At 48.9% G+C, this 22,529-nt stretch carries 17 protein-coding genes; 15 read left to right on the plus strand and 2 right to left on the minus strand.

From position 1 onward, the window contains the following. Window positions 1–280: RNA polymerase sigma factor (locus tag C7R94_RS02085; protein WP_146142755.1), on the minus strand; the 280-nt coding region annotated here is incomplete at its 3' end. Between the two features lie 499 nt (window positions 281–779). Between C7R94_RS02085 and C7R94_RS02090 the strand changes: the two genes are divergently transcribed. The 9 genes from C7R94_RS02090 to mglC all read left to right on the plus strand — a co-directional run bounded on the left by C7R94_RS02090 (window position 780) and on the right by mglC (window position 12,002). Further along, window positions 780–1,934 carry a HesA/MoeB/ThiF family protein gene (locus C7R94_RS02090; RefSeq protein WP_106778269.1) on the plus strand — a complete coding sequence of 385 codons (1,155 nt, stop codon included), beginning with the start codon at window positions 780–782 and terminating at the stop codon, window positions 1,932–1,934. Between the two features lie 36 nt (window positions 1,935–1,970). After that, complete coding sequence (locus tag C7R94_RS02095) at window positions 1,971–3,209, plus strand: hypothetical protein (protein WP_106778270.1); 1,239 nt, start codon at window positions 1,971–1,973, stop codon at window positions 3,207–3,209. A 76-nt stretch (window positions 3,210–3,285) separates the two neighbouring features. Further along, window positions 3,286–3,771, plus strand: a complete 486-nt coding sequence (locus C7R94_RS02100; RefSeq protein WP_106778271.1) for a tetratricopeptide repeat protein — start codon at window positions 3,286–3,288, stop codon at window positions 3,769–3,771. A 69-nt stretch (window positions 3,772–3,840) separates the two neighbouring features. Then, window positions 3,841–5,445, plus strand: a complete 1,605-nt coding sequence (locus C7R94_RS02105; protein WP_106778272.1) for a response regulator — start codon at window positions 3,841–3,843, stop codon at window positions 5,443–5,445. A gap of 3 nt (window positions 5,446–5,448) precedes the next feature. Continuing rightward, window positions 5,449–7,212 carry a cache domain-containing sensor histidine kinase gene (locus tag C7R94_RS02110; protein ID WP_106778273.1) on the plus strand — a complete coding sequence of 588 codons (1,764 nt, stop codon included), beginning with the start codon at window positions 5,449–5,451 and terminating at the stop codon, window positions 7,210–7,212. Beyond that, window positions 7,209–8,192: a substrate-binding domain-containing protein gene (locus C7R94_RS02115; protein ID WP_106778274.1), complete on the plus strand. Its 984-nt coding sequence runs from the start codon at window positions 7,209–7,211 to the stop codon at window positions 8,190–8,192. Before C7R94_RS02110 ends, C7R94_RS02115 begins: the two co-directional genes overlap by 4 nt. Window positions 8,193–8,317: 125 nt before the next feature. Beyond that, on the plus strand, window positions 8,318–9,364 hold the full coding sequence (locus C7R94_RS02120; protein WP_106778275.1) for a galactose ABC transporter substrate-binding protein: 1,047 nt from the start codon (window positions 8,318–8,320) through the stop codon (window positions 9,362–9,364). An 82-nt stretch (window positions 9,365–9,446) separates the two neighbouring features. After that, window positions 9,447–10,964 (plus strand): sugar ABC transporter ATP-binding protein, encoded by a 1,518-nt coding sequence (locus C7R94_RS02125; RefSeq protein ID WP_106778276.1) that lies wholly within the window; start codon window positions 9,447–9,449, stop codon window positions 10,962–10,964. Between the two features lie 18 nt (window positions 10,965–10,982). Then, on the plus strand, window positions 10,983–12,002 hold the full coding sequence (gene mglC / locus C7R94_RS02130; protein ID WP_106778277.1) for a galactose/methyl galactoside ABC transporter permease MglC: 1,020 nt from the start codon (window positions 10,983–10,985) through the stop codon (window positions 12,000–12,002). Between the two features lie 55 nt (window positions 12,003–12,057). On the opposite strand, the gene C7R94_RS02135 is transcribed toward mglC, so the two are convergent. Beyond that, the gene (locus C7R94_RS02135) at window positions 12,058–13,107 is read right to left on the minus strand and encodes a DUF418 domain-containing protein (protein ID WP_106778278.1); all 1,050 of its coding nucleotides are present in this window, start codon (window positions 13,105–13,107) and stop codon (window positions 12,058–12,060) included. Between the two features lie 195 nt (window positions 13,108–13,302). Here C7R94_RS02135 and C7R94_RS02140 point away from each other — a divergent pair, with 195 nt between their 5' ends. The 6 genes from C7R94_RS02140 to pruA all read left to right on the plus strand — a co-directional run bounded on the left by C7R94_RS02140 (window position 13,303) and on the right by pruA (window position 22,492). Then, window positions 13,303–14,103, plus strand: a complete 801-nt coding sequence (locus C7R94_RS02140; RefSeq protein WP_106778279.1) for a VanW family protein — start codon at window positions 13,303–13,305, stop codon at window positions 14,101–14,103. A gap of 101 nt (window positions 14,104–14,204) precedes the next feature. After that, window positions 14,205–16,550, plus strand: coding sequence for a DNA helicase PcrA (pcrA, locus tag C7R94_RS02145; protein ID WP_106778280.1), 2,346 nt, complete (start codon window positions 14,205–14,207; stop codon window positions 16,548–16,550). 48 nt (window positions 16,551–16,598) lie between these two features. Continuing rightward, the gene (ligA, locus tag C7R94_RS02150; RefSeq protein ID WP_106778281.1) at window positions 16,599–18,614 is read left to right on the plus strand and encodes an NAD-dependent DNA ligase LigA; all 2,016 of its coding nucleotides are present in this window, start codon (window positions 16,599–16,601) and stop codon (window positions 18,612–18,614) included. 20 nt (window positions 18,615–18,634) lie between these two features. Further along, window positions 18,635–19,561, plus strand: a complete 927-nt coding sequence (locus tag C7R94_RS02155; RefSeq protein WP_106778282.1) for a WD40/YVTN/BNR-like repeat-containing protein — start codon at window positions 18,635–18,637, stop codon at window positions 19,559–19,561. Between the two features lie 41 nt (window positions 19,562–19,602). After that, window positions 19,603–20,670 carry a CamS family sex pheromone protein gene (locus C7R94_RS02160; RefSeq protein ID WP_106778283.1) on the plus strand — a complete coding sequence of 356 codons (1,068 nt, stop codon included), beginning with the start codon at window positions 19,603–19,605 and terminating at the stop codon, window positions 20,668–20,670. 274 nt (window positions 20,671–20,944) lie between these two features. Continuing rightward, entirely contained in the window at window positions 20,945–22,492 is a 1,548-nt protein-coding gene (gene pruA, locus C7R94_RS02165; protein WP_047072228.1) for an L-glutamate gamma-semialdehyde dehydrogenase, read from the plus strand. Window positions 22,493–22,529 lie beyond the last annotated feature (37 nt).

Here is a 22,529-nt window from a genome sequence, read left to right on the forward strand (position 1 = left end):
TGAGAGCAAGCTTGCGTTTATGTTTACGCAGCTCGTCCAGACAGTGGTTGGCCGTTATCCGGTACAACCATGCAGAAAAATCGTAGTTTGTTTTATATTCTGGTAAATGGTAATACGTTTTGATGAAAATTTCCTGCACGATATCTTGTGCATCCGGTGTATGTCCCAGCATCTTGCGAAGAATGGAACTTACTTTTCCGTGGTATCTGGCAATGATCTCGGAGTAGGCGTCTTTGTTTCCTTGCAAGACCCGCCCGATGATCACTCGATCTTCCTCCATTTGTGCTCCCCCTAGGCAAAAAAGGCTCGCTGCGCAGCTTTTCCTTTTTTGATCAAACAAAAGTGATCTTGGTGAAATTTTCTTATTACATCCTAGTACTACGAATCCCGAAATAAAAGCGTCCCAAAATCAGGGGGATTTTCCAAAAAGGCTATTAAATATTTCCGGTAAGGAAGGATTTGTAATATTTTGGTTAGAAAATGGAAGAAAAATCCTATTGCTTACGAAATAAATAGTCGAATATTACCAAAATATATAATTTTTTGCTAATATTTGTAGATTTCTGTAAATTCATGAAATATAATGAACTTGTCTTAATTTTCGATCATAGAGAGGAGGAACTATCCATGAAAATCCAAGCGAAAAAAGTTGAAAGCGTTCGCACTACTGCAGTAGCAGCTTAATTCTCTTAAGAAGAGGGGGAATAGCACACGAGCTATTCCCTTTTTTCATCTAAAATGAGCCGGGTTAGCGAACCTACTATTGGGAGGTGTTTTGTATGGAACGTCGTCCTTTATTTAAACCAGTGCATCCCGTTTATGAAGTGACAGAGCAGATGATCCGCTTAGGAGAGGCTCCTGGCTATACCTTCGAATTGGAAGACGAGAATGGGTCCGTCCGCAAGATGATCAAACTGATGGATGGCACTCGTACTGTCGCTGAAATACATACATTATTGGCTGTGGAATACCCTGAAATTACGTATGAAGAAATAGTGGAAGCAGTGGAATCACTGAGTGGATTGGGCTTCCTGATGGATCAGGCAAAAGAAGAGGCTTCCGTTCTGACCTCCGAACAAAAGGAAAGATATAAAGCAAATATCCGCTACTTCTCCTTGTTTACCGATCTCAATCAAAGTCCAAGTGAGCTACAGGAACTGCTAAGCAGAAAAAAAGTGACGATCCTGGGAATGGGTGCCTTTGGCTCTACGCTACTGGTCAATCTGGTAGGAGCGGGAATCCAGCATATCAAGCTCGTGGATTTTGATAGAGTAGAGCTCAGCAATTTGAACAGGCAAATGGTCTTTAACGAAAAAGATATTGGTCGCTTGAAGGTAGAAGCGGCACGTGATTTCATCGGAAGGCTTCATTCTGAGGTATTGATTGAAACGGAGACGATGCAAATCACGTCCAGCGAAGACGTGGAGCGGGTTATTGCCGGAAGTGACCTCGTGATGCTCGCAGCCGATCAGCCCTTTTTCTTTTTGCAGAGATGGGTAAATCATGCCTGCACCAAGCTGCAAATCCCGTTTATTGCTGGGGGATTCAACCTTATCGAAGGACAATTCTTCATGGTAGAGCCGGGCAAGACAGGCTGTATTGACTGCATGCATTTGCATCGTTCTACACAGATCGAGGACTATCCGCAGTTGATTCAGAGGCTGCTCGATACCAACTTTATTTTGCCTACCGCCACCATTGCACCCAACACCATGATGATTACGGGAATGATGGCTTCCGATGCTATCAGGTATTTAACAGGAATCGCTCCGGTACAATCGGCGGGCAAATTTATCATTTTTGATTTCAACACGTTGGAAAAGAGCGTGTTTTTTGAGTGGGAGCGAAAAGAAGCCGAATGCCCGACTTGTGGAAAAGGCAGCGGAACGGAGCCGATTTTTCATATCAAGAGAAATGAAGTGCTCGCAAAGTAAGGAATCGTTCCTGTAAGAGAGGAAGGTGTCTGTCAATTGAATATCTCGGGAGATAGCATTCTCAAGATGCATCCGCTTGCGCGTCGGGCGGAAAACGAGGAAGAGATCCTCATTGGACGAACGGATATCAGCAATTTCATTGTGCTTCCGGCCATTGGTGTCGAGATCATCGATATGCTGGATGAAGGAAAGAGCATCAATGAAGTCGCGACGATCATGGAAGAGCGGTTGGGCGAACCGGTAGATGTGCTTGACTTTGCGCAAGATTTAATTGCTTCCTATCAATTTGTGTACATGGTGGATGGGGAAGTTGTCAACGAGCCAGTACCGGTTGTGGATCATTTCTCTTGGATCAAGCAGGGGACGGGGCAGTTCTTCTTTAACCGTGTTGCCTTTGGAGTATACGGTATCTTATTTTTTACGGGTCTTTTCATTTGTTTGTTTACGGGCAAGTATATCCCGGTCTATTCCGATATTTTTGTTTCTTCTTCCGTGACGGTTTCGGTTGTGGTTTCTTTCGTGGCCACTTGGGTTTTTCTATTTTTCCATGAGATGGCTCACTTAATGGCGGCCCGATCATTGGGAATCGGCAGTCGTATCGGTCTAGGGCATCGACTTGTTTTTGCCGTAGCAGAGACGAATATGTCCAATATTGTTCTCGTTGAGCCACAGCGCAGATACAGGGCGTTTTTGGCGGGAATGGCCTGGGATGCGATGTTTATGGGAATCGGTGTGATTTTGTTGTTTGCCAATGATCAAGGCTGGCTGACGCTTGTGCCCTTTATGGAAGCATTCATTCGTATGCTGAATGTAATTCTGCTCATGGCTTTAGCCTTTCAGTTCATGGTTTTCATGCAGACCGATTTGTATTACGTGTTGGCAACCAAGTTCCAATGCTCCAATTTGATGGTAAATACACGTATATTTTTGAAAGGGAAATTCCGTTCCTTGACGCAGGAAGAGCAGGAGGAATGGGAGTACGTAGCCGACCATGAGAAAAGGGTCATCCGCTGGTATAGCTGGGTGTACTTGATTGGATCGGTGTGGGGCATCTGGTTCTTTGTCCAGTATCAGCTGCGCATGGCGGTTGATTTCATTTGGATCATCGCCGACGACATGAAAAACGCTTCGATTCACTCGTGGGAGTTTTGGGACGGCATCCTGTTGATTCTGTTGGTTCTGGTTCCGTTTCTCATTTTGGGCTGGTCGTGGATGAGAGCCTATCGACAACGGAGAAGCGAAAGAGAGCGGACAAAATCTTTGCAGGGCACATAACGAATTTGTGTCTTCACCTTGCCAAGCTGCCCTGTTACGCTAGGGGGAAAGATACCCAGGCAAAGGAAGTGCTCACATGAACCCGATGATCCAAAATATCATTCATCTGCGAAAAGAAGGGCATCTGGACGAGGCGATCCAGCTTGCCCTTCAGCTCGTCAGCCAATCTCCGACTGATCCTGTCGCCTATTACCAATGTGCTTGGTGCCACGACGCAGCAGGGCTGGAGAAGGAAGCCGTTCCCTTTTACGAAAAAGCGATTGAGCTTAGACTGTCTGTCGAAGACGACCTGCAAGGGGCATTACTCGGTCTGGGTAGTACGTATCGCACGCTGGGACAATACGAGCAGGCAGCAGCTACGCTCGAAAAGGGGATGCAGCAGTTCCCCTGTGACCGTTCCTTTCCGATTTTCCTTTCCATGGCGTATTACAATCTCGGGAAGCATCACGAAGCCATGAATCTCCTCCTGAAAAACCTCGCAGAAACCTCAAGCGATCCTACGATTTTGGCCTATAAAAAAGCCATTCTGTTCTACGCAGAAGATCTGAATAAGACGTGGTAGCGCCATCCTATTCCATTGGCAGGAAAACAATCGCCTCCCGTTGTACAAGTACAACAGCGGGAGGTGTCTATGTATAAGCTAATATTGGTAGATGACGAAGAAGATGTAAGAGAAGGGGTTAGCCAAGAAATTGACTGGCATAGCCACGGATACGAGGTGGTTGCCAAAGCAGAAAACGGCAGGGAGGCATTGGAGCTGGTAGAGAGACTGCGACCGGACGTCGTCGTAACCGACATCAAGATGCCCTTTATGAACGGACTTCAGCTGGCGGAGTCCATCGGGCGCGATTACCCTGCCATTCGCATCATTATCTTGACTGGGTTTGATGAGTTCGAATACGCGCAAAAGGCGGTGAAGCTGCAAATTGACGAATATGTGCTCAAGCCGTTTTCTGCGAGCGAGCTGATGGAAGCGCTGGACAAGGTCAAGCGACGGATGGACGAAGAGGCGGCCCATCGGGAAAACGTTCAGCTGCTGCGCGATAGCTATCGAAAAAGCTTGCCGGTTTTACGGGAGGTTTTTTTATCATCTTTGCTGAGTCGTCAACTCGTACAGCATGATGTTTTTGCAAAAGCCTGCGAATACGGGATAGAGCTCAGGAGTCCCGAATACCTCGTGGCTGTCATCTGTATAGACCAGCCCAAACAGGAGGAGCAGCAGTTGTTTCTTTTCGCTGTGAAAAATATCGCAGAAGAGCAGTTGAACGCAGGCAGACAGGCTGGTATTGTTTTTCTCCATGAAGATCAGGTCGTGCTGCTCATGCAAACAAAAGCAGATGACACGCAGCGAATGGACGTGCGAACACAAAATATTGCAGAAGAAATCAGGCGAACGATTGAGAAATATATGAGCATTACGGTAACAATCGGAATCGGCAACGTCGTAACAGATATTGCAGCACTCCCTTATTCGTACGAGGACGCTATGCAGGCACTCGATTACAAAAGCATCCTCGGCTGCAACAGGATGATTGTGATCAATGACGTGGAAAAGCAAACGAGTGAGCAGATACGCCTCGATGAGAGAAGGGAGCATGAATTGGTTCGGTGCATCAAAATGGGGACAAGTGCGGAGCTTCGGAACGTGATTGATGAATTGTTTGATCAGGTGGCGGGTGTGCCCGTATCGATTGAGGATTACCGAATGTATTTGTTGGAGATTATGACGACCATTTTGAAGACTGCCCATCGTGCCGAAGTTGACATGGATCGGCTGTTTGGAGGGCAACGTTATCTGTTGCAGGTCATGACGACTTTTACCGGTATGGAGGATGCCCGAGAACAGATCACAGATATTTGTGAGCGACTCCTGGCGAGTATCGCAAGTGGAAGGCAAACGACGTACAGACGATTGATCACACAGGCATTGGACTACACCCACGCGCATTATCATTCTCCCGACATATCCATCCACAAGGTGTGCGAGCATCTGCACATCAGCCTCGGTTATTTTAGCGGTATCTTCAAGAAAGAGACGAAAACCACCTTTGTGTCCTATCTCCTGTCATTGCGCATGGAAAAGGCCAAGGAGCTTTTGCGGACGACCGATTTGAAGTCCTTTGAAATCGCGGAGAAAGTAGGATATACCGATCCTAATTATTTTAGCTTCAGCTTTCGCAAGTATACAGGGATGTCCGCTAAAGAGTACCGAAGTCAGAGCGAGCAGGAAGGTTAATCCATGAAAAGTTTGCTCGCGGTGATCAAGGTAAAAGGCATTCAATTTATCATTACCACTTCCTTTACACTCGTGACGGTACTCGTCATGCTGTTTGTCGGGGTGATGCTGTACGGAAAATTTGCGCAGACGGCAGAACAAAACGCCTATCTGCACACGCAGCAAATTCTGGAGCAGGTGAAATACAATCTGGACAGCTATTTGAACGGGATGACGCAAATTTTTGAGCTCGTCGATGACAAGATCAGAAGAAGCAAGGGGCTCACGTCAGACAAGCTGAGCGAACAGCTCGAGACAATCGTAGAAACGAGAAAGGACATCGTCTCCATCGCGGTTTTTACACGAGACGGAACGCTATTGGCCACAACTCCTTCCAAAGTGCTGAGGAAAAACACTCGTTTGACCGAACAGAGCTGGTTCCAAAAGGCGATCGAGGACCCGACGAACCTGTCCTTTTCGCTCCCGCATATCCAGAACTTGTTTAAAGGGGAGTACACCTGGGTCGTTTCGATGAGTCGGGAAATTCTTCTCCACGGACCTGACGAAGAAATTCCGGCTGTACTTTTAGTGGATGTGAATTTCAAGGAGATCGATGAGTTGTGCCAGAGAGTGGGCTTGGGAAAAAAGGGGTACGTCTACATCATCGATTTGGTCGGGAACATCGTCTACCATCCGCAGCAGCAGTTGATATACGCCGGATTGAAAAATGAAAACCGCTCCTTGCCGCTGAAGCATTCTTACGGCAGCTATGTAGAAGAGACACAGGACGAAGCGCGTTTGATCACCATCAAGACGATCGATCAGCTAGGCTGGAAAATCATTGGGGTTTCCTACATGGACGAGATCGTGACGACCAAAAAAGAAATCAGTCGCTTCATTTTTTGGCTGCTCATCTTTGTGATTGTCATCGTGTTGTTCGTGCTGCACTATCTCTCTGCGAAAATATCACGACCGATCAAGCTGCTGGAACGCTCGATGGAAAAGGTGGAGCAGGGAGACTTTTCAGAGAGTGAACCGATCCGGGGAAGCCATGAGGTCGAACAGCTTTCCTTGCGCTTTCATTTGATGGTCGCGAAGGTCAGGGAATTGATGCACCAAATCATTCGTGAACAGGAAGCCAAGCGAAAAAGCGAGCTGGAGGTGCTGCAGGCACAGATCAATCCGCATTTTCTGTACAACACGCTGAACTCTGTGGTCAGAATGGTTGGCAATGGAAAAAACGAGGATGTCATCACCACGATCACTTCGTTGTCAAAGCTGTTTCGGATCAGCCTAAGCAGAGGCAAGAACATTATCACGGTGCGCGAAGAGCTGGAGCATGTGCGACATTATCTCATTATTCAAAAAATGAGGTACAAGCAAAAATTTGAGTACGAGATCGTGGTCGAAAATGAGGATGAGGTGCTCAACTGTCTGACGCTGAAGTTACTGCTCCAGCCGATTGTGGAAAACGCCATCTATCACGGGATTGAGCATTTGGCTGATCCGGGACGGATTCGCATATTTGCAGCACTCATCGACGGTAAGGTGTTACTTCAGGTAAGCGACAATGGCTTGGGTATGTCCCCAGATGTTCTTGCACAAGTAAAGGCTGGCTTTTACAAAAGCAAAGAAGGCTCGGGCGTTGGAATTCAAAACGTGCAAGAGCGGATCCGCTTGACCTTCGGCGAACAGTACGGCTTGGAAATCGCGAGCGAGCAGGAAGAGGGCACCATTGTGCGTGTATGGATTCCGCGGCAGGTTGCAGAGGAGCGAGAGCGTTTATGACAACAGCGGGGAAACGTTTTAGTGTATATGGACTAGTCGCTTTGGTAGCGGTGACGCTTTTTTACTCGTGTAGTGCTTCACTAACGAATGGGGAAGTAGACAAGAAAAAGACAGTGGCGCTGATCGTTCGTATGAAGCACGGTGATTATTGGCGAACGGTCAAGCTTGGGGCGGAGATGGCTGCCAAGGAATATGAGCGAAACCTGAATTTTTACGCACCGGACTACGAGGAGGATGCCCAGAGGCAAATGGAGCTGGTGCAGCAAGCAATCGCAGATGGCTCCGAGACAATCGTGGTGGCACCTAGTGACGAACAAGTTTTGCGAGAAGCCATCAAGCTGACCAAGGAGCGGGCCATCTCGATCCTTGTACTCGACACAGTCGGAAAAGATTCAGCCGTCAAAAGCTACATTGGGACGGATAACTACGATATGGGCAGGAAGGCCTTCGAAAAAATGGTGTACCTGATCGGAAAAAAGGGACAAATCGCATTGCTCGGCACAGATCGGGTAAAGGCAAATGCCAAACGAAGAGAACAGGGCGTCCTCGATTTGCTCCCACGGGAAATGCAGGTTGAACTAGTTGCCAACGAAAATGTTCCCTCAGATAAAAAGCAGATCGGTGAGTGGACGCGCGAACTGATCCGCAAGCATCCCCAGTTGAAAGGCGTGATTGCACTCGATGCCACTACAGCGATCGGTGTGGCCGAGGAAGTGGAAAACGGTGGATTGCGGGACAACGTCAAAATCGTCGCAATCGACAGTCCGCCGGAAGTGCTGGAGTATTTGCAGGAAGGAATCATTTCCGCGACGATTATCCAGAAGCCGCTATCGATGGGATATCTCGGTGTCAAGTACGCAGTCGAAGCGAGCGATGGCAAAGCAGTGCCCAGTCTGGTCGATACCGGAACAAAAGTAATCGATCGGGAGAATATGTTCTGGTCGGAGAATCAAAAGCTCCTCTTCCCCTTCGTTAAATAGGCCAACGAAAAACAGATGAGAATTTTGATAGAAATGCGCAGGATTTTCGATGGAACACATTTAGGAAAACGCTTACATTTTGTATATATCAGATGTAAACATAGGGGATAAAGGGGGATTATCGAATGAGAAAGCTGATTGCCACTACACTGGTGGCCGCTGTTACGCTCTCGGTGGTTGGCTGCTCACAATCAGGCGGATCGCAGCCGGCAGCGTCGGGGGGAGGATCGGCTCCTGCGGGGAATCCCAAAATCGGAGTCGCCATCTACAAGTTCGATGATACGTTCATGACGGGAGTACGCAATGCGATTTCAAAAGCAGCGGAGGGCAAGGCGGAAGTGGACATTGTAGACAGCCAAAATGCCCAGCCTACGCAAAATGACAAAGTAGATTTGTTCATTAACAAAAAGGTAAATGCCCTCGCCATTAATCCGGTGGATCGCACAGCTGCTGGTGTTCTTATCGACAAGGCGAAGCAGGCCAATATTCCTGTCGTCTTCTTTAACCGTGAGCCGATGCCAGAGGATATGCAGAAGTGGGATAAGGTCTACTACGTAGGAGCAAAAGCGGAGGAATCCGGCACGATCTCTGGGCAACTGATCGTCGATTACTGGAAAGCAAATCCGGAAGCAGATAAAAACAAGGATGGTATCCTCCAATACGTCATGTTAAAAGGTGAGCCAGGGCATCAGGATGCTGAGCTGCGGACGAAGTTTTCGGTGAAGGCGATTGAAGATGCAGGGATTAAAGTAGAGAAGGTCGCGGAAGATACAGCCATGTGGGATCGCGTAAAAGGGCAGGAAAAGATGGCAGCCTTCCTCGCAGCTTCCGGTGACAAGATCGAAGCCGTTCTTGCCAACAACGACGATATGGCTCTAGGAGCAATCGAAGCGCTGAAGGCATCTGGCTATTTTGCAAACGGCAAGTACATGCCCGTTGTAGGCGTGGATGCCACAGCGCCTGCGCTAAAGGAGCTGGAGGCGGGAACCTTGCTCGGAACGGTCCTCAACGATGCGAATAACCAAGGAAAAGCGACTCTTAGCATCGCGGCGTCTTTGGCGAAAGGTGAAACCCCAACAAAAGATTCTACAGGCTTTGACATTACAGACGGCAAGTATGTGTGGGTGCCCTACAAAAAAATCACCAAGGAGAACATGAACGAGGCGAAATAAAAAGCAGGAGAGTCGGTGAAGAGACGAATCCGACTCTCCTGTTTCGGTGATGGCGATGATTTTGCTAAGAGGAGGGCATTCTATGGCCCAACAGGCGTTTTTGTTGGAAATGAACCACATTCATAAAGAATTTCCAGGGGTCAAGGCACTCGATGATGTCACGCTAAAAGTCCGTCCGGGAACAGTCCATGCACTGATGGGAGAGAATGGAGCGGGCAAATCGACCTTGATGAAGTGTCTCTTCGGAATTTATCGGCCGGATGCGGGAGAAATCGTCTTAAACAATGAGCAGGTGACAATGAGCAGTTCAAAGGACGCGTTGGCACACGGTATCTCCATGATTCATCAAGAGCTGCATCCGGTGCCCTTTCGCAATGTCATGGAAAACATTTGGCTAGGACGTTTTCCGGTCAAAAGAATCGGTCCTTTTCCGTTTGTGGATGAGAAGAAGATGCTTTCGGATACGGTAAAGCTGTTTAGTGATCTGGGAATGGACCTGAATCCGCACGCTGTTGTCCGTGATTTGTCTGTATCCAAGGTACAGTCGCTTGAAATTGCCAAAGCTGTCTCCTACCAATCCAAGGTGATCATTATGGATGAACCGACTTCCTCACTGACGGGAAACGAGGTGGAGCAGCTATTTGCGATCATCCGCGAACTAAAGAGCAGAGGTGTCGCCATCATCTATATTTCACACAAGATGGAAGAAATTTTGCGGATTGCAGATGACGTGACGATCATGCGCGATGGCAAGCTCATCGGAACATGGCGGGCAGCTGAGCTGACGACAGACCTGATCATCTCCAAAATGGTCGGACGGGACCTGACGCAGCGTTTCCCAAGTCGATCCAACGCACCAGGCGAACCAATTTTGAAGGTAGAGGGACTGACCTCCCCATTTTCTCAGTCATTTCAGCATGTGTCGTTTGAATTGCGCAAAGGTGAAATCTTAGGGGTAGGCGGCCTCGTGGGTGCACAACGAACAGAGCTGATCGAGGCATTGTTTGGACTGCGCGCAGTGTCAGCAGGAAAAGTGTCGATCAACGGTCAGGAGGTACGGATCAAATCACCGAAGGATGCGAAGAAATACAAAATGGCGCTCTTGACGGAGGAGCGGCGAGTCACCGGCATCATTCCTGTCTTATCGATTCTGGAAAATACGGTCATTGCGAATTTGGCGAGTTATCAAACGCCTTTTCTGCTTCTCAATGAACGCAAGCGAAGAGCCGATGTCAGCCGAAGCATCGAGATGCTCCGTGTCAAGACGCCCTCTATGAAAGCACTGATCAAAAACCTGTCAGGAGGCAATCAGCAAAAGGTTCTGTTGGCGCGGTGGCTATTGACTGATCCGGATATTTTATTGCTGGACGAACCTACGCGTGGAGTCGATGTCGGTGCCAAATACGAAATCTACACCATCATCGCGGAGCTGGCGAGCCAGGGAAAAGGCATCATCATGATTTCTTCGGAAATGCCGGAGTTGCTTGGCATGTCAGATCGAATCATGGTCATGTGTGAGGGAAAGCTCTCCGGCTTTTTGTCAGGTACAACCGCGACTGAAGAAGAGATCATGCGGCTGGCTACCAAGCATCTTGCATGAGAAAGGAGGGGAACTAGTATGTCACAGTTGTCTGCGAAACAGGTGCACGGCTTTGTTACGCAAAATGCCATCTATATCGTTTTGGTTTTGTTGATAGCGGGAATTGCGATTTACGATCCCAATTTTCTTTCCATTACAACGCTTCGGGATATTTTGATACAATCCTCAACACGTGCCATTATTGCCTTAGGAGCTGCCTTTGTTCTTATTACAGGCGGAACGGATCTTTCCGCGGGGCGAGTGGTCGGATTGACGGCTGTCATCTCCGCCTCGATGCTGCAAACTCAAGACTATCCACGGAGATTTTTCCCGGATTTACCCGATTTGCCGTTGCTTATCCCCATTCTCATCGCAATTGGTGCGGGCTTGCTGGTTGGCTTGATCAACGGCATCATTGTGTCACGCTTTAGTGTGCCCCCTTTTATCGCCACGTTGGGCATGATGGTCATTGTATACGGGTTCAACTCCATCTATTTTGATCTGGAGCCCAATCAATCGCAGCCAATAGCTGGACTGCGGAGTGACTTCAATCAGCTTGGGACAGGGTATATCGGCCCGAGTGGCCCGTATTCAATCCCGTATATCGTCATCATTGCGATCATGGTTGCGTTCATCGTCTGGGTGATTTTCAACAAAACACGGCTTGGTAAAAACATGTACGCCATCGGAGGCAACATGCAGGCCGCCACTGTTTCCGGGATCAACGTCGCTTTCAACCTCATGATTATCTATGCCATTGCTGGTGCGCTGTATGGACTCGGTGGTGTTCTGGAGGCTGCCCGAACAGGTGGCGCGACGAACAACTACGGCAACATGTACGAGCTGGATGCCATTGCAGCCTGTGTGGTAGGCGGAGTCTCGACGTCTGGCGGAATTGGCACCGTTCCAGGTGTGCTTGCCGGTGTTCTTATTTTTGGCGTCATCAACTACGGTCTTACGTTTATCGGAGTCAGCCCGTATTGGCAGCTCATCATCAAAGGACTCATCATTGTGGCAGCCGTTGCTTTTGACATTCGTAAATACTTGGCGAAAAAATAATATAGAGACCCCAGCAGCTGTCAACCAAGGCAGCTTTTCTGGGGTCTTTGATTGTTTATTTTCGCAACGGTGTGATTTTCATATACGTAAATAATCGCCATACCCACTCAAGTGGCCCCATGCGGAAGACAGACAGCCAGAGTACGCTTACTCCCATTTGCACCACGTAGATACCGAGGCAGATCAGTGTCGTTTGCAGGTAGCCGAGATTGCCAAACAAATCGAACACATAGCCTCCCGCAAGGATCAATACGGTTTGTCCGAAGTAGTTTGTCAATGCCATGCGCCCATAGCTGGTCAGTGGAGAGAGGATGGTCTGGACGGTTTTATTTTGCAGCAGCCGAATCAAGGTCGTCGTGTAAAAGGCAGCCATGACAAGACCTGTGCAGGTCAAGGCAATTGTGTAATTCATCAACTGCTGAAGGGCTTCTTCTGATATGGTATCGTCTACAACCAGATTCGCTCCACCCATTGCTGGATCAGCTGGAGTCAGTCGGTATTGGATAAACAAGCCGATTAACGAAAGGGCGAAGGTCACGCCCTGCACTTTTTTAATCACAGGCAAAAATCTCGGAATGTCTTGAAAGACCCCGTACTGCCCGACAGCGAGTCCCAAAATAAACAAGGGATGCACTAAAAGCGCTTTGAAGCCAATAGCACAGACAGCGATAGACAGAATAAGGCCGATGATCAGATTGGTTCGCGCCTTCAATCGATAAAAGGGCAGTAAGATGAAGCCGAAGATGGCGTAGATGAAAAGTGCTTCACCAGGGTGAAACATTTTATGCAAAAAGCCAAGAGCGAGTAGCGCAATCAGACGCCGAATGAACAAAACGGTGCTGTTGGCCCCTTTTTCTTTTGCTCGACTGATGAAAATATAGAAGCCTACGCCAAACAAGAAGGAAAAGATCACGAAGAAGCGAGATTCCACAAAGAAATTGAAAAACTGGAACAGCCAGTGATTCACACTTCCTATTTCAGGTGTTTGCGCATACAGCAATGCCACGATGTTGACGAGGAGAATGCCCATTAAGGCGAAGCCCCGTACGGTATCTAATGTATCAATTCGCTGGTTCATGGTAGGTGCGTTTTCTTTCAATCCCATCACTTCCTTCTCTCGTTGTTCGTCGTCCGATCGCGTACTTTTCCTAGCCTAGCTCATCCTGGGATGGAGGAGAAATGGCATTTGCTTACGTCTCGCTTACAAAAGTGTAAGAAGTGAGGGGATCTCCAGGATTTGACCGCAACTTCATCACGAATTCCTGCGTCTATTGTAATAATCAGGAAATCGGGGTGCACAATGAAACCGATCGCACGGGGAAAGTGGCGTCTGGCAGCAGGCATGGCCTATTTTCGTTGGAAAAGGTATGTACAATGGACATTTAGTCGAACGAGGTTCGCTCATGAGAAAAGAAGCGATTGGTTGGGTTATGTCCATTATTCTCATCAAACGATTTTGTTACGCCCGTTGCAGAACGTGGAGATGTGGATGCAGCACAACAAAGTGATTAATTTGCGGCTGGCAATTGCACGGCTGAACGGATTGATCATCCATCCCGGGGAAACCTTTTCATACTGGAAGCAGATTGGCAAGCCGACCCGCAGCAAAGGCTATGTAGAGGGGATGCTGCTTTCGCAGGGACGAGTCACGGCCGGAGTTGGCGGAGGTCTTTGTCAGCTCTCGAATCTGCTGTACTGGATGACCTTGCATACGCCCTTGACAGTCACGGAACGGCATCGTCATAGCTACGATGTTTTTCCCGATTCGAATCGGACACAGCCTTTTGGAAGTGGAGCGACTTGCTTCTATAACTATCTGGATTTGCAAATCGCCAACCGGACGCAACAGCCCTTTCAACTGCATGTCTACCTGACCGATACACATTTGGTAGGGGAATGGCGTTCAGACATGCCACCGACACGGACGTATGTCATTATCGAGAAAGAACATGAGATCCTTCCTTCGATTTGGGGAGGGTATGAACGGAAAAATGAATTGTATCGGGATGTTTACACGCTGGAAGGAGAATGGGTGGAGCAAGAATGGCTGACGCAGAATCGGGCTTATTTGATGTACGAGCCATTGCTGCCGAAAGGATGATGTTTCCTGTTCGGGATACGAACTGGAACTCCATTGCGATCTGTGCGAAAATAGGAACATATGCTTTCGTCTAGGGAACGTGGAAAGGTGGATTTATACATATGTCTTTTGCAGATCGTATTACAGCAGGCCTGAACCCTGAGCAGCGGGAAGCAGTCCTTACAACAGAAGGCCCCGTCTTGATTTTGGCCGGTGCGGGTAGCGGCAAGACCAAAGTACTGACACAGCGCATCGCATACCTGATCAGTGCTAAACAGGTAGCGCCTTGGAGCATTTTGGCGATCACCTTCACCAACAAAGCAGCGCGGGAGATGCAAAACCGTGTGGCTGCCATTATTGGCGGAGCGGCAGCGCAGGATGCATGGCTGTCGACATTTCACTCCTTGTGTGTGCGGATTTTGCGCAGGGATATCGACCGACTCGGCATCAATCGCAGCTTTTCCATTTTGGATGCTGGCGACCAGCTGTCTGTCGTCAAGCAATGTTTAAAAGAATTGAACATCGATCCGAAGCAGTATGAGCCGCGTTCGATTTTGGCCGCGATCAGTGGAGCGAAAAACGAGCTGACCGATCCAGAAACTTATACGCGTCTTGCGGGCGATCCATTTGCACAAGTAGCAGCAAAGGTTTATACGGCTTATCAGAAAAAGCTGAGAAACAACCAGTCGCTGGACTTCGACGATCTGATCATGACGACAGTTCGTCTGTTTAAAGAAGTGCCGGAAGTATTGGAGTTTTATCAAAAGAAATTCCGTTACATACACGTTGACGAGTACCAGGATACAAACCGCGCGCAATATCTTTTGATTTCCATGCTGGCAGACAAGTATCGAAATGTATGCTGCGTAGGGGATGCTGACCAAAGTATTTATAAATGGCGTGGTGCAGATATCTCGATCATTTTAAACTTTGAAAAAGACTATCCAGAAGCCAAGCTCATCAAGCTCGAGCAAAACTATCGCTCCACCAAAACGATTTTGCAGGCCGCGAACCAGGTCATTGCCAACAACAAGCTGCGCAAGGAAAAGAAGCTCTGGACAGAGAATCCGGGTGGCGACAAGATCATGTGCTTCCAGGGTGAGTCCGAGCACGACGAGGCGTATTTTATCGTCGATACGATTCGCAAGCAGATGGCACAGTACAAGCGCTACGACAAGTTCGCGATCTTGTATCGCACGAATGCACAGTCTCGTGTGGTCGAGGAAGTTTTCATCAAGTCGAACATGCCGTACACCATCGTCGGCGGAACCAAGTTCTACGATCGCAAAGAGATCAAGGACATCTTGGCTTATTTGCGTCTCATCTCCAATCCGGATGACGATATCAGCTTGCAGCGCATTATCAACGTACCGAAGCGTAATATCGGGGATACGACGGTAGACAAGCTACAAGCGTATGCGAACGCAAATGGCCAGTCCCTTTTCCAAGCGATTCAGGAGACGGCTTACATGGGGCTGCCTTCACGCACCACGAATGCCATCCTGTCCTTTAATGATCTCATCTCGAGTTTGATGCAAATGACCGATTACTTGAGTGTGACTGAGCTGGTGGAAGAAGTGCTGAAGCGCTCTGGATACCGCGATTCTTTAAAAGAAGAAAAAACGCTCGAAGCACAGGCTCGTCTGGAGAATATCGAGGAGTTCCTGTCTGTAACCCAGGAGTTCGAACGCAAAAATGAAGACAAGAGCTTGCTTGCATTCCTAACCGACCTCGCGCTGGTAGCAGACATCGATTCCTTGGGAGAGGACGGTGCCCAGGAGGAAGTATCGGCAGAGGGACAGGTTGTATTAATGACCTTGCACAGCGCCAAAGGGCTGGAGTTCCCTGTGGTGTTCCTGGTAGGTTGCGAGGAAGGTGTCTTCCCGCATAGCCGCTCTTTGTTTGACGATGCTGAGATGGAGGAAGAGCGTCGTCTGGCTTACGTGGGAATTACACGAGCGGAAGAACGTTTGTACATGACATGTGCCCGTATGCGGACGTTGTTTGGACGGACGAACGTGAATGCGCCGTCTCGTTTCCTGCAAGAAATTCCGGCGGAGCTGCTGGAAGGAAATCCAGCGACAGCGGACCGAAGCTTCGGCGGTGGACGCAGCAGTGCATTTGGACAGCGTGATGGCAGTGCATTTGGACGTGACACGGGAGCGAAACCGTTTGGAGCGTCCTCCCCACAAGCAGGCTCTGCTCCGAAATTTGGCATGGGTCAGCGAACCGCAAGCAGCACACCTGCTACATTTACTCGTCCGGCGGGTGAAAAACTGCCTGGACACGGTCAAGGAGCAGGCGTTGATTGGAAGGTTGGCGACAGAGTGGCACATGGCAAATGGGGCAACGGTACGGTCGTCAAAGTAAAAGGAACGGGCGACGACATGGAGCTCGACATTGCTTTCCCAAGCCCGACTGGCATTAAAAAGCTGTTAGCGAAGTTCGCCCCTATTCAAAAAGGATAATGTGCAAATGCAAATACAGGCCAATCGCAAAAGTAAAGGATGAACGAAATGGATCGATTGACGGCGGAAACAAAAATTAAAGAATTAGCGAAACGAATTGAGCGGCATAATCGTCTTTACCATGAAGAGGATCGACCTGAGATTTCTGACCAGGAATACGATCAATTGATGCGGGAGCTAAAGGAGCTTGAAACCAGCTTCCCTGATTTGCAGTCACCTGATTCTCCTTCCTTGCGTGTAGGGGGAGAACCGCTGCCCTTCTTTGAAAAGGTCGTTCATAAGACACCGATGCTCAGTCTCGGCAACGCCTTTAATGAGGAGGACATCAGGGATTTTGACCGCCGGGTTCGTCAGGCTGTTGGCAGTCAGGCTGTCCGATATGTAGCTGAACTGAAAATTGATGGTCTGGCCGTGTCGCTTCATTATGAAAATGGGCTGTTCGTCCGCGGGGCTACACGTGGAGACGGAACAACAGGCGAAGACATCACACAAAACCTGAAAACGATTCGTTCCATTCCTTTGCGGCTGACGAAGCCGTTAACCCTTGAGGTTCGCGGTGAGGCTTACATGTCCAAGGGAGCATTTGAAAAGCTGAATAAAGAGCGCGAGGAGCGCGGAGAAGCATTATTCGCCAACCCGCGCAATTCCGCAGCCGGCTCACTCCGACAGCTCGATCCGAAAATTGCCGCATCCCGTCAACTGGATACGTTTATTTACGGCATTGGCGATTTGCAAGGGGAGACAGTGGAGTCGCACAGTGAAGGGCTTGATTTGCTGGAGACGCTCGGCTTCATGGTAAATCAGGAGCGGCGTGTATTTGACGACGTCGATGAACTGCTCGCTTTTATTGCGGGTTGGACAGAGAAGCGTCCTCATTTGCCTTATGAAATCGACGGCATGGTGATCAAGGTCGACAGCTACGCTCAGCAGGAGGAGCTTGGTTTTACTGCGAAAAGTCCGCGTTGGGCCATCGCGTACAAGTTCCCTGCGGAAGAAGCGATTACGATTCTCGAAGGTATTGAAGTATCTGTGGGGCGCACAGGGAATGTCACCCCGACTGCTTTATTGAAGCCAGTCAGTTTGGCAGGGACGACCGTGAAGCGTGCTTCCTTGCACAACGAAGACATTATTCGGGAAAAAGGCCTCCTTATCGGCGATCATGTTGTCGTCAAAAAAGCGGGGGACATTATCCCGGAGATTATTGCAGTCTTGCCAGAGCGTCGTACTGGAAATGAAGTGCCGTTTGCCATGCCAACGCATTGCCCTGAATGCGGGAGTGAGCTGGTACGCTTGGAGGAAGAAGTGGCTCTGCGCTGCATCAATCCCATGTGTCCGGCCCTAATCCGTGAAGGCATGATTCATTTCGTGTCCCGTACGGCTATGAACATTGACGGCTTGGGAGAAAAGGTTGTGGCTCAGCTGTATCGCGACGGTATCATCCACAGTGTTGCTGACCTGTATTATTTGCACCAGCAGCGCGATGTTCTACTGGGCATGGAGCGCATGGGTGAAAAGTCCGTAGACAATTTGCTTGCCGCTATTGAAGCGAGCAAGGAGAACTCGCTGGAGCGCGTATTGTTCGGTCTTGGCATTCGCTTGGTCGGAGCCAAGGCGGCACGTGTTCTCGCGGAGCATTTTGGAAATATCGATGCCATTATGCAGGCATCCGAAGAAGAGATTACGCAAATCGATGAGATCGGGCCGAAAATGGCTGCGAGTCTCGTGAACTACTTCGCACAGCCGCAGGCTCAGGCAGTTATTGAGAGACTGCGAGCGGCCGGAGTAAACATGGAGTACAAAGGAGTCCGCGTTGAGAGTGGCGCAGATCTCCCATTCTCAGGCAAAACAATCGTTTTGACCGGCACCTTGACGCAAATGTCGCGGCAGGAGGCAGAGGAAGCGATTGCTCGCCTGGGCGGCAAGGTAACAGGTAGCGTCAGCAAAAAGACAGACCTGGTGATTGCAGGCGAAAAAGCCGGCTCCAAGCTGGAGAAGGCAGAAAAACTAGGCGTGGCTGTTATGGACGAAGCAGGCTTCCTGCAAGTATTGGAGAGCAACGCCTAAGAAAACGGTGGCGACAACGGATGAGCAAGGGAAGGGACGTGAAGAGCATGAATAGCTTCCTGAAATGGGGAATCGGTGTAATAGCCATGCTGCAATTGGTTGGCTGTGGAAGTAACAGCAGTACTGGCAGTGAACAAGTCAATGCGAATCCTCCAACAGTCACAGCTGCTGCTCTACAAGGGAACTTGACCTATCAGGACGTATTGGAACTGGGAGCAACCATTCACAATCTGATGATGACCGATGATGCTCGTCAAATATGGGTTGGTACGAATGCAGGATTGTATAGCTCGGCTGGCGGTGGAATGTGGGGATCTCTCTCGACGGATTTAGAGCAGTATGCGATTGAAGGTTGGTTTGTGGACCCGGATGATCCGAAGCAAATATTTGTCGGCGGGATTGATGGGGTTCTTCATTCAGCAGATGGCGGTAAAAAGTGGACTTCTGTCAACAAGGGGTTGCCAGAGCCAGCGAATATCAGCAGCTTTGTGGGGAATCGCCAAGGAGACGAAGTACGTCTGTTTGCCTTTGTCTCGGGTGAAGGCATTTATCAATCGAAGGACGGGGCCCAAACTTGGAGTCTGTGGCAGCCGATGGATCAGGAAGTATTTGCCATGGACTTTGATCCCGAACAAGACCGTCTCTATGTAGCGGCCCAATTCAGCTTGCTCTATAATGAAGAGGGGCAGTGGAAGACAGAGGAGATTCCCGGAGCACAGCAGATTTATTCGCTCTCCATTAACAGACGAACTGGAACTCTCGCTGTCGCAACCGAAAAAGGTATCTATGAGAAAATCAAGGGCGAATGGCGTTTGCTTGATGCTCGCTCACCAGAAAAGCTGATTGTCATTGCTTCTGGTGGCGAGGATACAAAATGGGTGGGGATTGGCGAATCGGCATTGATCTACAAGCTCGAAGACAATCAATGGATCAAGTGGAACGAATGATTTGTACACCGCCCACCTTTGGATACGAAAAGGAGTAATCTATGAAAGTGAAGTTTTTGACAGGATGCAGGTTCTTGACAGCTGTACTTCTTGTGATTGCATTGACTGGCTGCTCGTTGATACCTGGGGGGAAGGACAAAGCTCCTGAGCCTACTACACCGTCCTTGTCGGAGGTAGTGGAAGTATCCGAGGATTACTACGGAAGCATTACCCCGTACCAGCCAAACCAAACTCGAGGAATGCTTGCTGATACGAAATATCGCATCGATTTCAGTCACCTTGAATTAGGCCTGATGGAGTTTGCTCGGGAGACATACCCGACGTCCGATTACTATTTCCAAGAAGGTCAAGTGGTTAAAAAAGAGCAAGTCACCCAGTGGATCGCCCAGGAAAAGACGGCTGGGCCAAATGGGAAAAAGAAAAACGGAATTCTCGTGCACGTATTGGAGCACGATTACCTGAACAAGAAGGATAAGAGCCTGGCTGGCATGGTGTTGGGCTTGTCTCTTTCACCGAACTATCAGGATGCAACTGGTCAGGACAAGGTGTACACGACACAAGAACTGCAAGCGAAAGGTCAGCAGGTTGCAGCTCGTATCGTGCAGTCTGTACGTACAACCAGTCCGGAAGTTCCGATCCTGGTTTTGATGTATCAAGTACCGGAGGCGAATTCTACTCTGGTTCCGGGGCACTTCATCATGTCAGGAACAGTAGGGGCGAATGAAGCAACGGTATCCAAGTGGCTGCCGATCGAAGAGGAATATTTCCTGTTCCCAAGTCCAGAGGTTGAGCAGAAATACCCAGAGCAGTCGTTACAGTACGACAAGCTGATGCGCCAGTCCAAGGGCTATTTCCCTGAATATATCGGGATGACTGGTCTGGGACGTTTCATGGATGGCAAGCTCACGGAAATTACGATTACCGTCACGGCAGAGTATGACTCCAGAACAGAGGCTTTACAGTTTACGCAATTTGCAGCAGGAAGCATTAATCAGCTCTTCGACAAAAGCGTTCACGTGAACCTGTATGTTCAGTCGATGAACAAACCATTGTCGCTCTACATTCGACCGACAAGTGGAGAGCCGTATATGCATATTTACAGACAATAAGCAAAAGCATAAAACACCCGAATGATCGCCTGAGAAGGTGAGGAGATCGGGTGTTTTTTTGTACACAAAAGACAGTTGAATGAACAAATGTGTAAAAGGTTGAACGGTGTATGTACAAAAGTGTTCGGAATACTTCTTAAATCTTATCGGTGATTTTTCGGCAAAAATGCAAACACTAATAGAGTCGAGCATTTAATTGTTTTGTTGGTATGATCCTTGCATATGTATTATGAGTGATCCGAACATGGAAGATATCGATAAGGAGGCGTCACAGATGCAAGTGGAATTCAAAAACGAGGCGTTTACCAATTTTAGTCTGCCAGAAAATAAAAAGGCATTTGAAGAAGCGCTCGCTAAGGTAGAAAGTGAGCTTGGCCGTGAGTATCCGCTTATCATCGGCGGAGAACGCATCACAACTGAGAAGAAATCCAACTCCTTCAACCCTTCTAATAAAGAACAAGTAGTGGGCGTTGTTTCCCAGGCTGACCAAGCACTGGCTGAAAAAGCGATCCAAACAGCTGCTAGCACTTTCGAGACATGGAAAAAGGTGCCTGCACAAGCACGTTCCCGCTATCTGTATAAAGCAGCTGCAATCCTGCGTCGCCGTAAGCATGAATTCTCTGCTTGGCTCGTTAAAGAAGCAGGAAAAAGCTGGGCAGAGGCTGACGCTGACACAGCAGAAGCAATCGACTTCATGGAATACTATGGCCGTCAAATGGATAAGCTTTCCCAACGCCATGATCTGCCTCGTATCCCTGATGAGGACAACGAATTGTACTATGTTCCACTCGGTGTAGGTATCGTTATCCCGCCTTGGAACTTCCCTCTTGCGATCATGGTTGGTATGACGACAGCAGCTCTCGTAGCGGGTAACACCGTTGTGTTGAAGCCTGCTTCTACCACTCCAGTCATCGCTGCGAAATTCATGGAGATTCTCGAAGACGCTGGCGTACCAGCTGGTGTTGTAAACTTCGTACCAGGCTCCGGTAGCCAAATCGGGGATTACCTCGTAGAGCACAACCTGACTCGTTTCATCAGCTTCACAGGTTCCCGTGACGTAGGTCTGCGTATCAACGAACTGGCTGCGAAACATCGTCCAGGTCAAAAATGGATGAAGCGTCTGGTTGCTGAAATGGGCGGTAAAGACTCCATCGTTGTTGACAACGACTGCGATATCGAGTTGGCTGCACAGTCCATCGTGGCTTCCGCATTCGGCTTCTCCGGTCAAAAATGTTCCGCTTGCTCCCGTGCTATCGTTCACCAAGACGTGTACGACCAAGTACTGGGCCGCGTAGTAGAGCTGACCAAGCAACTGACTGTGGGCGACATCAGAACCAACGATTTCTACACAGGCCCTGTGGTTGACGAGAAAGCATACAACAAAATCCTCGAGTACATCGAGATTGGTAAAACAGAAGGCAAACTGGTTGCAGGTGGCGAAAAAGGTCCAGAATCCGGCTACTTCATCATGCCAACTGTATTTGCAGATGTAGATCCACAAGCTCGCATCATGCAAGAAGAGATCTTTGGCCCAGTGGTAGCGTTCTGCAAAGCCAACGATTTCGATCATGCAATGGAAATCGCGAACAACACCGAGTACGGCTTGACTGGCGCTGTCATCAGCCGCAACCGTGAGAACCTGGAGCGCGCTCGCGAAGAGTTCCACGTAGGTAACCTGTACTTCAACCGCAAGTGCACAGGCGCTTTGGTGGGCGTACATCCATTCGGAGGCTTCAACATGTCCGGTACAGACTCCAAAGCGGGTGGACCAGATTACCTCCTGCTCTTCACACAAGCAAAAATGGTTTCCGAAAAACTGTAAGCCACGCAATAAAAAAGGCTGCCTCTTTTACAGGGGC

Source organism: Brevibacillus sp. NRRL NRS-603, from assembly GCF_003013445.1.
GTDB classification, from domain to species: Bacteria; Bacillota; Bacilli; order Brevibacillales; family Brevibacillaceae; genus Brevibacillus; species Brevibacillus formosus.

Excerpts from the sequence above, each read along its gene's own strand:
- C7R94_RS02090 (WP_106778269.1), top strand. The coding sequence starts at position 780 with ATGGAACGTCGTCCTTTATTTAAACCAGTGCATCCCGTTTATGAAGTG.
- C7R94_RS02100 (WP_106778271.1), top strand. The coding sequence starts at position 3,286 with ATGAACCCGATGATCCAAAATATCATTCATCTGCGAAAAGAAGGGCAT.
- C7R94_RS02105 (WP_106778272.1), top strand. The coding sequence starts at position 3,841 with ATGTATAAGCTAATATTGGTAGATGACGAAGAAGATGTAAGAGAAGGG.
- C7R94_RS02110 (WP_106778273.1), top strand. The coding sequence starts at position 5,449 with ATGAAAAGTTTGCTCGCGGTGATCAAGGTAAAAGGCATTCAATTTATC.
- C7R94_RS02115 (WP_106778274.1), top strand. The coding sequence starts at position 7,209 with ATGACAACAGCGGGGAAACGTTTTAGTGTATATGGACTAGTCGCTTTG.
- C7R94_RS02120 (WP_106778275.1), top strand. The coding sequence starts at position 8,318 with ATGAGAAAGCTGATTGCCACTACACTGGTGGCCGCTGTTACGCTCTCG.
- C7R94_RS02125 (WP_106778276.1), top strand. The coding sequence starts at position 9,447 with ATGGCCCAACAGGCGTTTTTGTTGGAAATGAACCACATTCATAAAGAA.
- mglC (WP_106778277.1), top strand. The coding sequence starts at position 10,983 with ATGTCACAGTTGTCTGCGAAACAGGTGCACGGCTTTGTTACGCAAAAT.
- C7R94_RS02135 (WP_106778278.1), bottom strand. The coding sequence starts at position 13,107 with ATGGGATTGAAAGAAAACGCACCTACCATGAACCAGCGAATTGATACA.
- C7R94_RS02140 (WP_106778279.1), top strand. The coding sequence starts at position 13,303 with ATGAAACCGATCGCACGGGGAAAGTGGCGTCTGGCAGCAGGCATGGCC.
- pcrA (WP_106778280.1), top strand. The coding sequence starts at position 14,205 with ATGTCTTTTGCAGATCGTATTACAGCAGGCCTGAACCCTGAGCAGCGG.
- ligA (WP_106778281.1), top strand. The coding sequence starts at position 16,599 with ATGGATCGATTGACGGCGGAAACAAAAATTAAAGAATTAGCGAAACGA.
- C7R94_RS02155 (WP_106778282.1), top strand. The coding sequence starts at position 18,635 with ATGAGCAAGGGAAGGGACGTGAAGAGCATGAATAGCTTCCTGAAATGG.
- C7R94_RS02160 (WP_106778283.1), top strand. The coding sequence starts at position 19,603 with ATGAAAGTGAAGTTTTTGACAGGATGCAGGTTCTTGACAGCTGTACTT.
- pruA (WP_047072228.1), top strand. The coding sequence starts at position 20,945 with ATGCAAGTGGAATTCAAAAACGAGGCGTTTACCAATTTTAGTCTGCCA.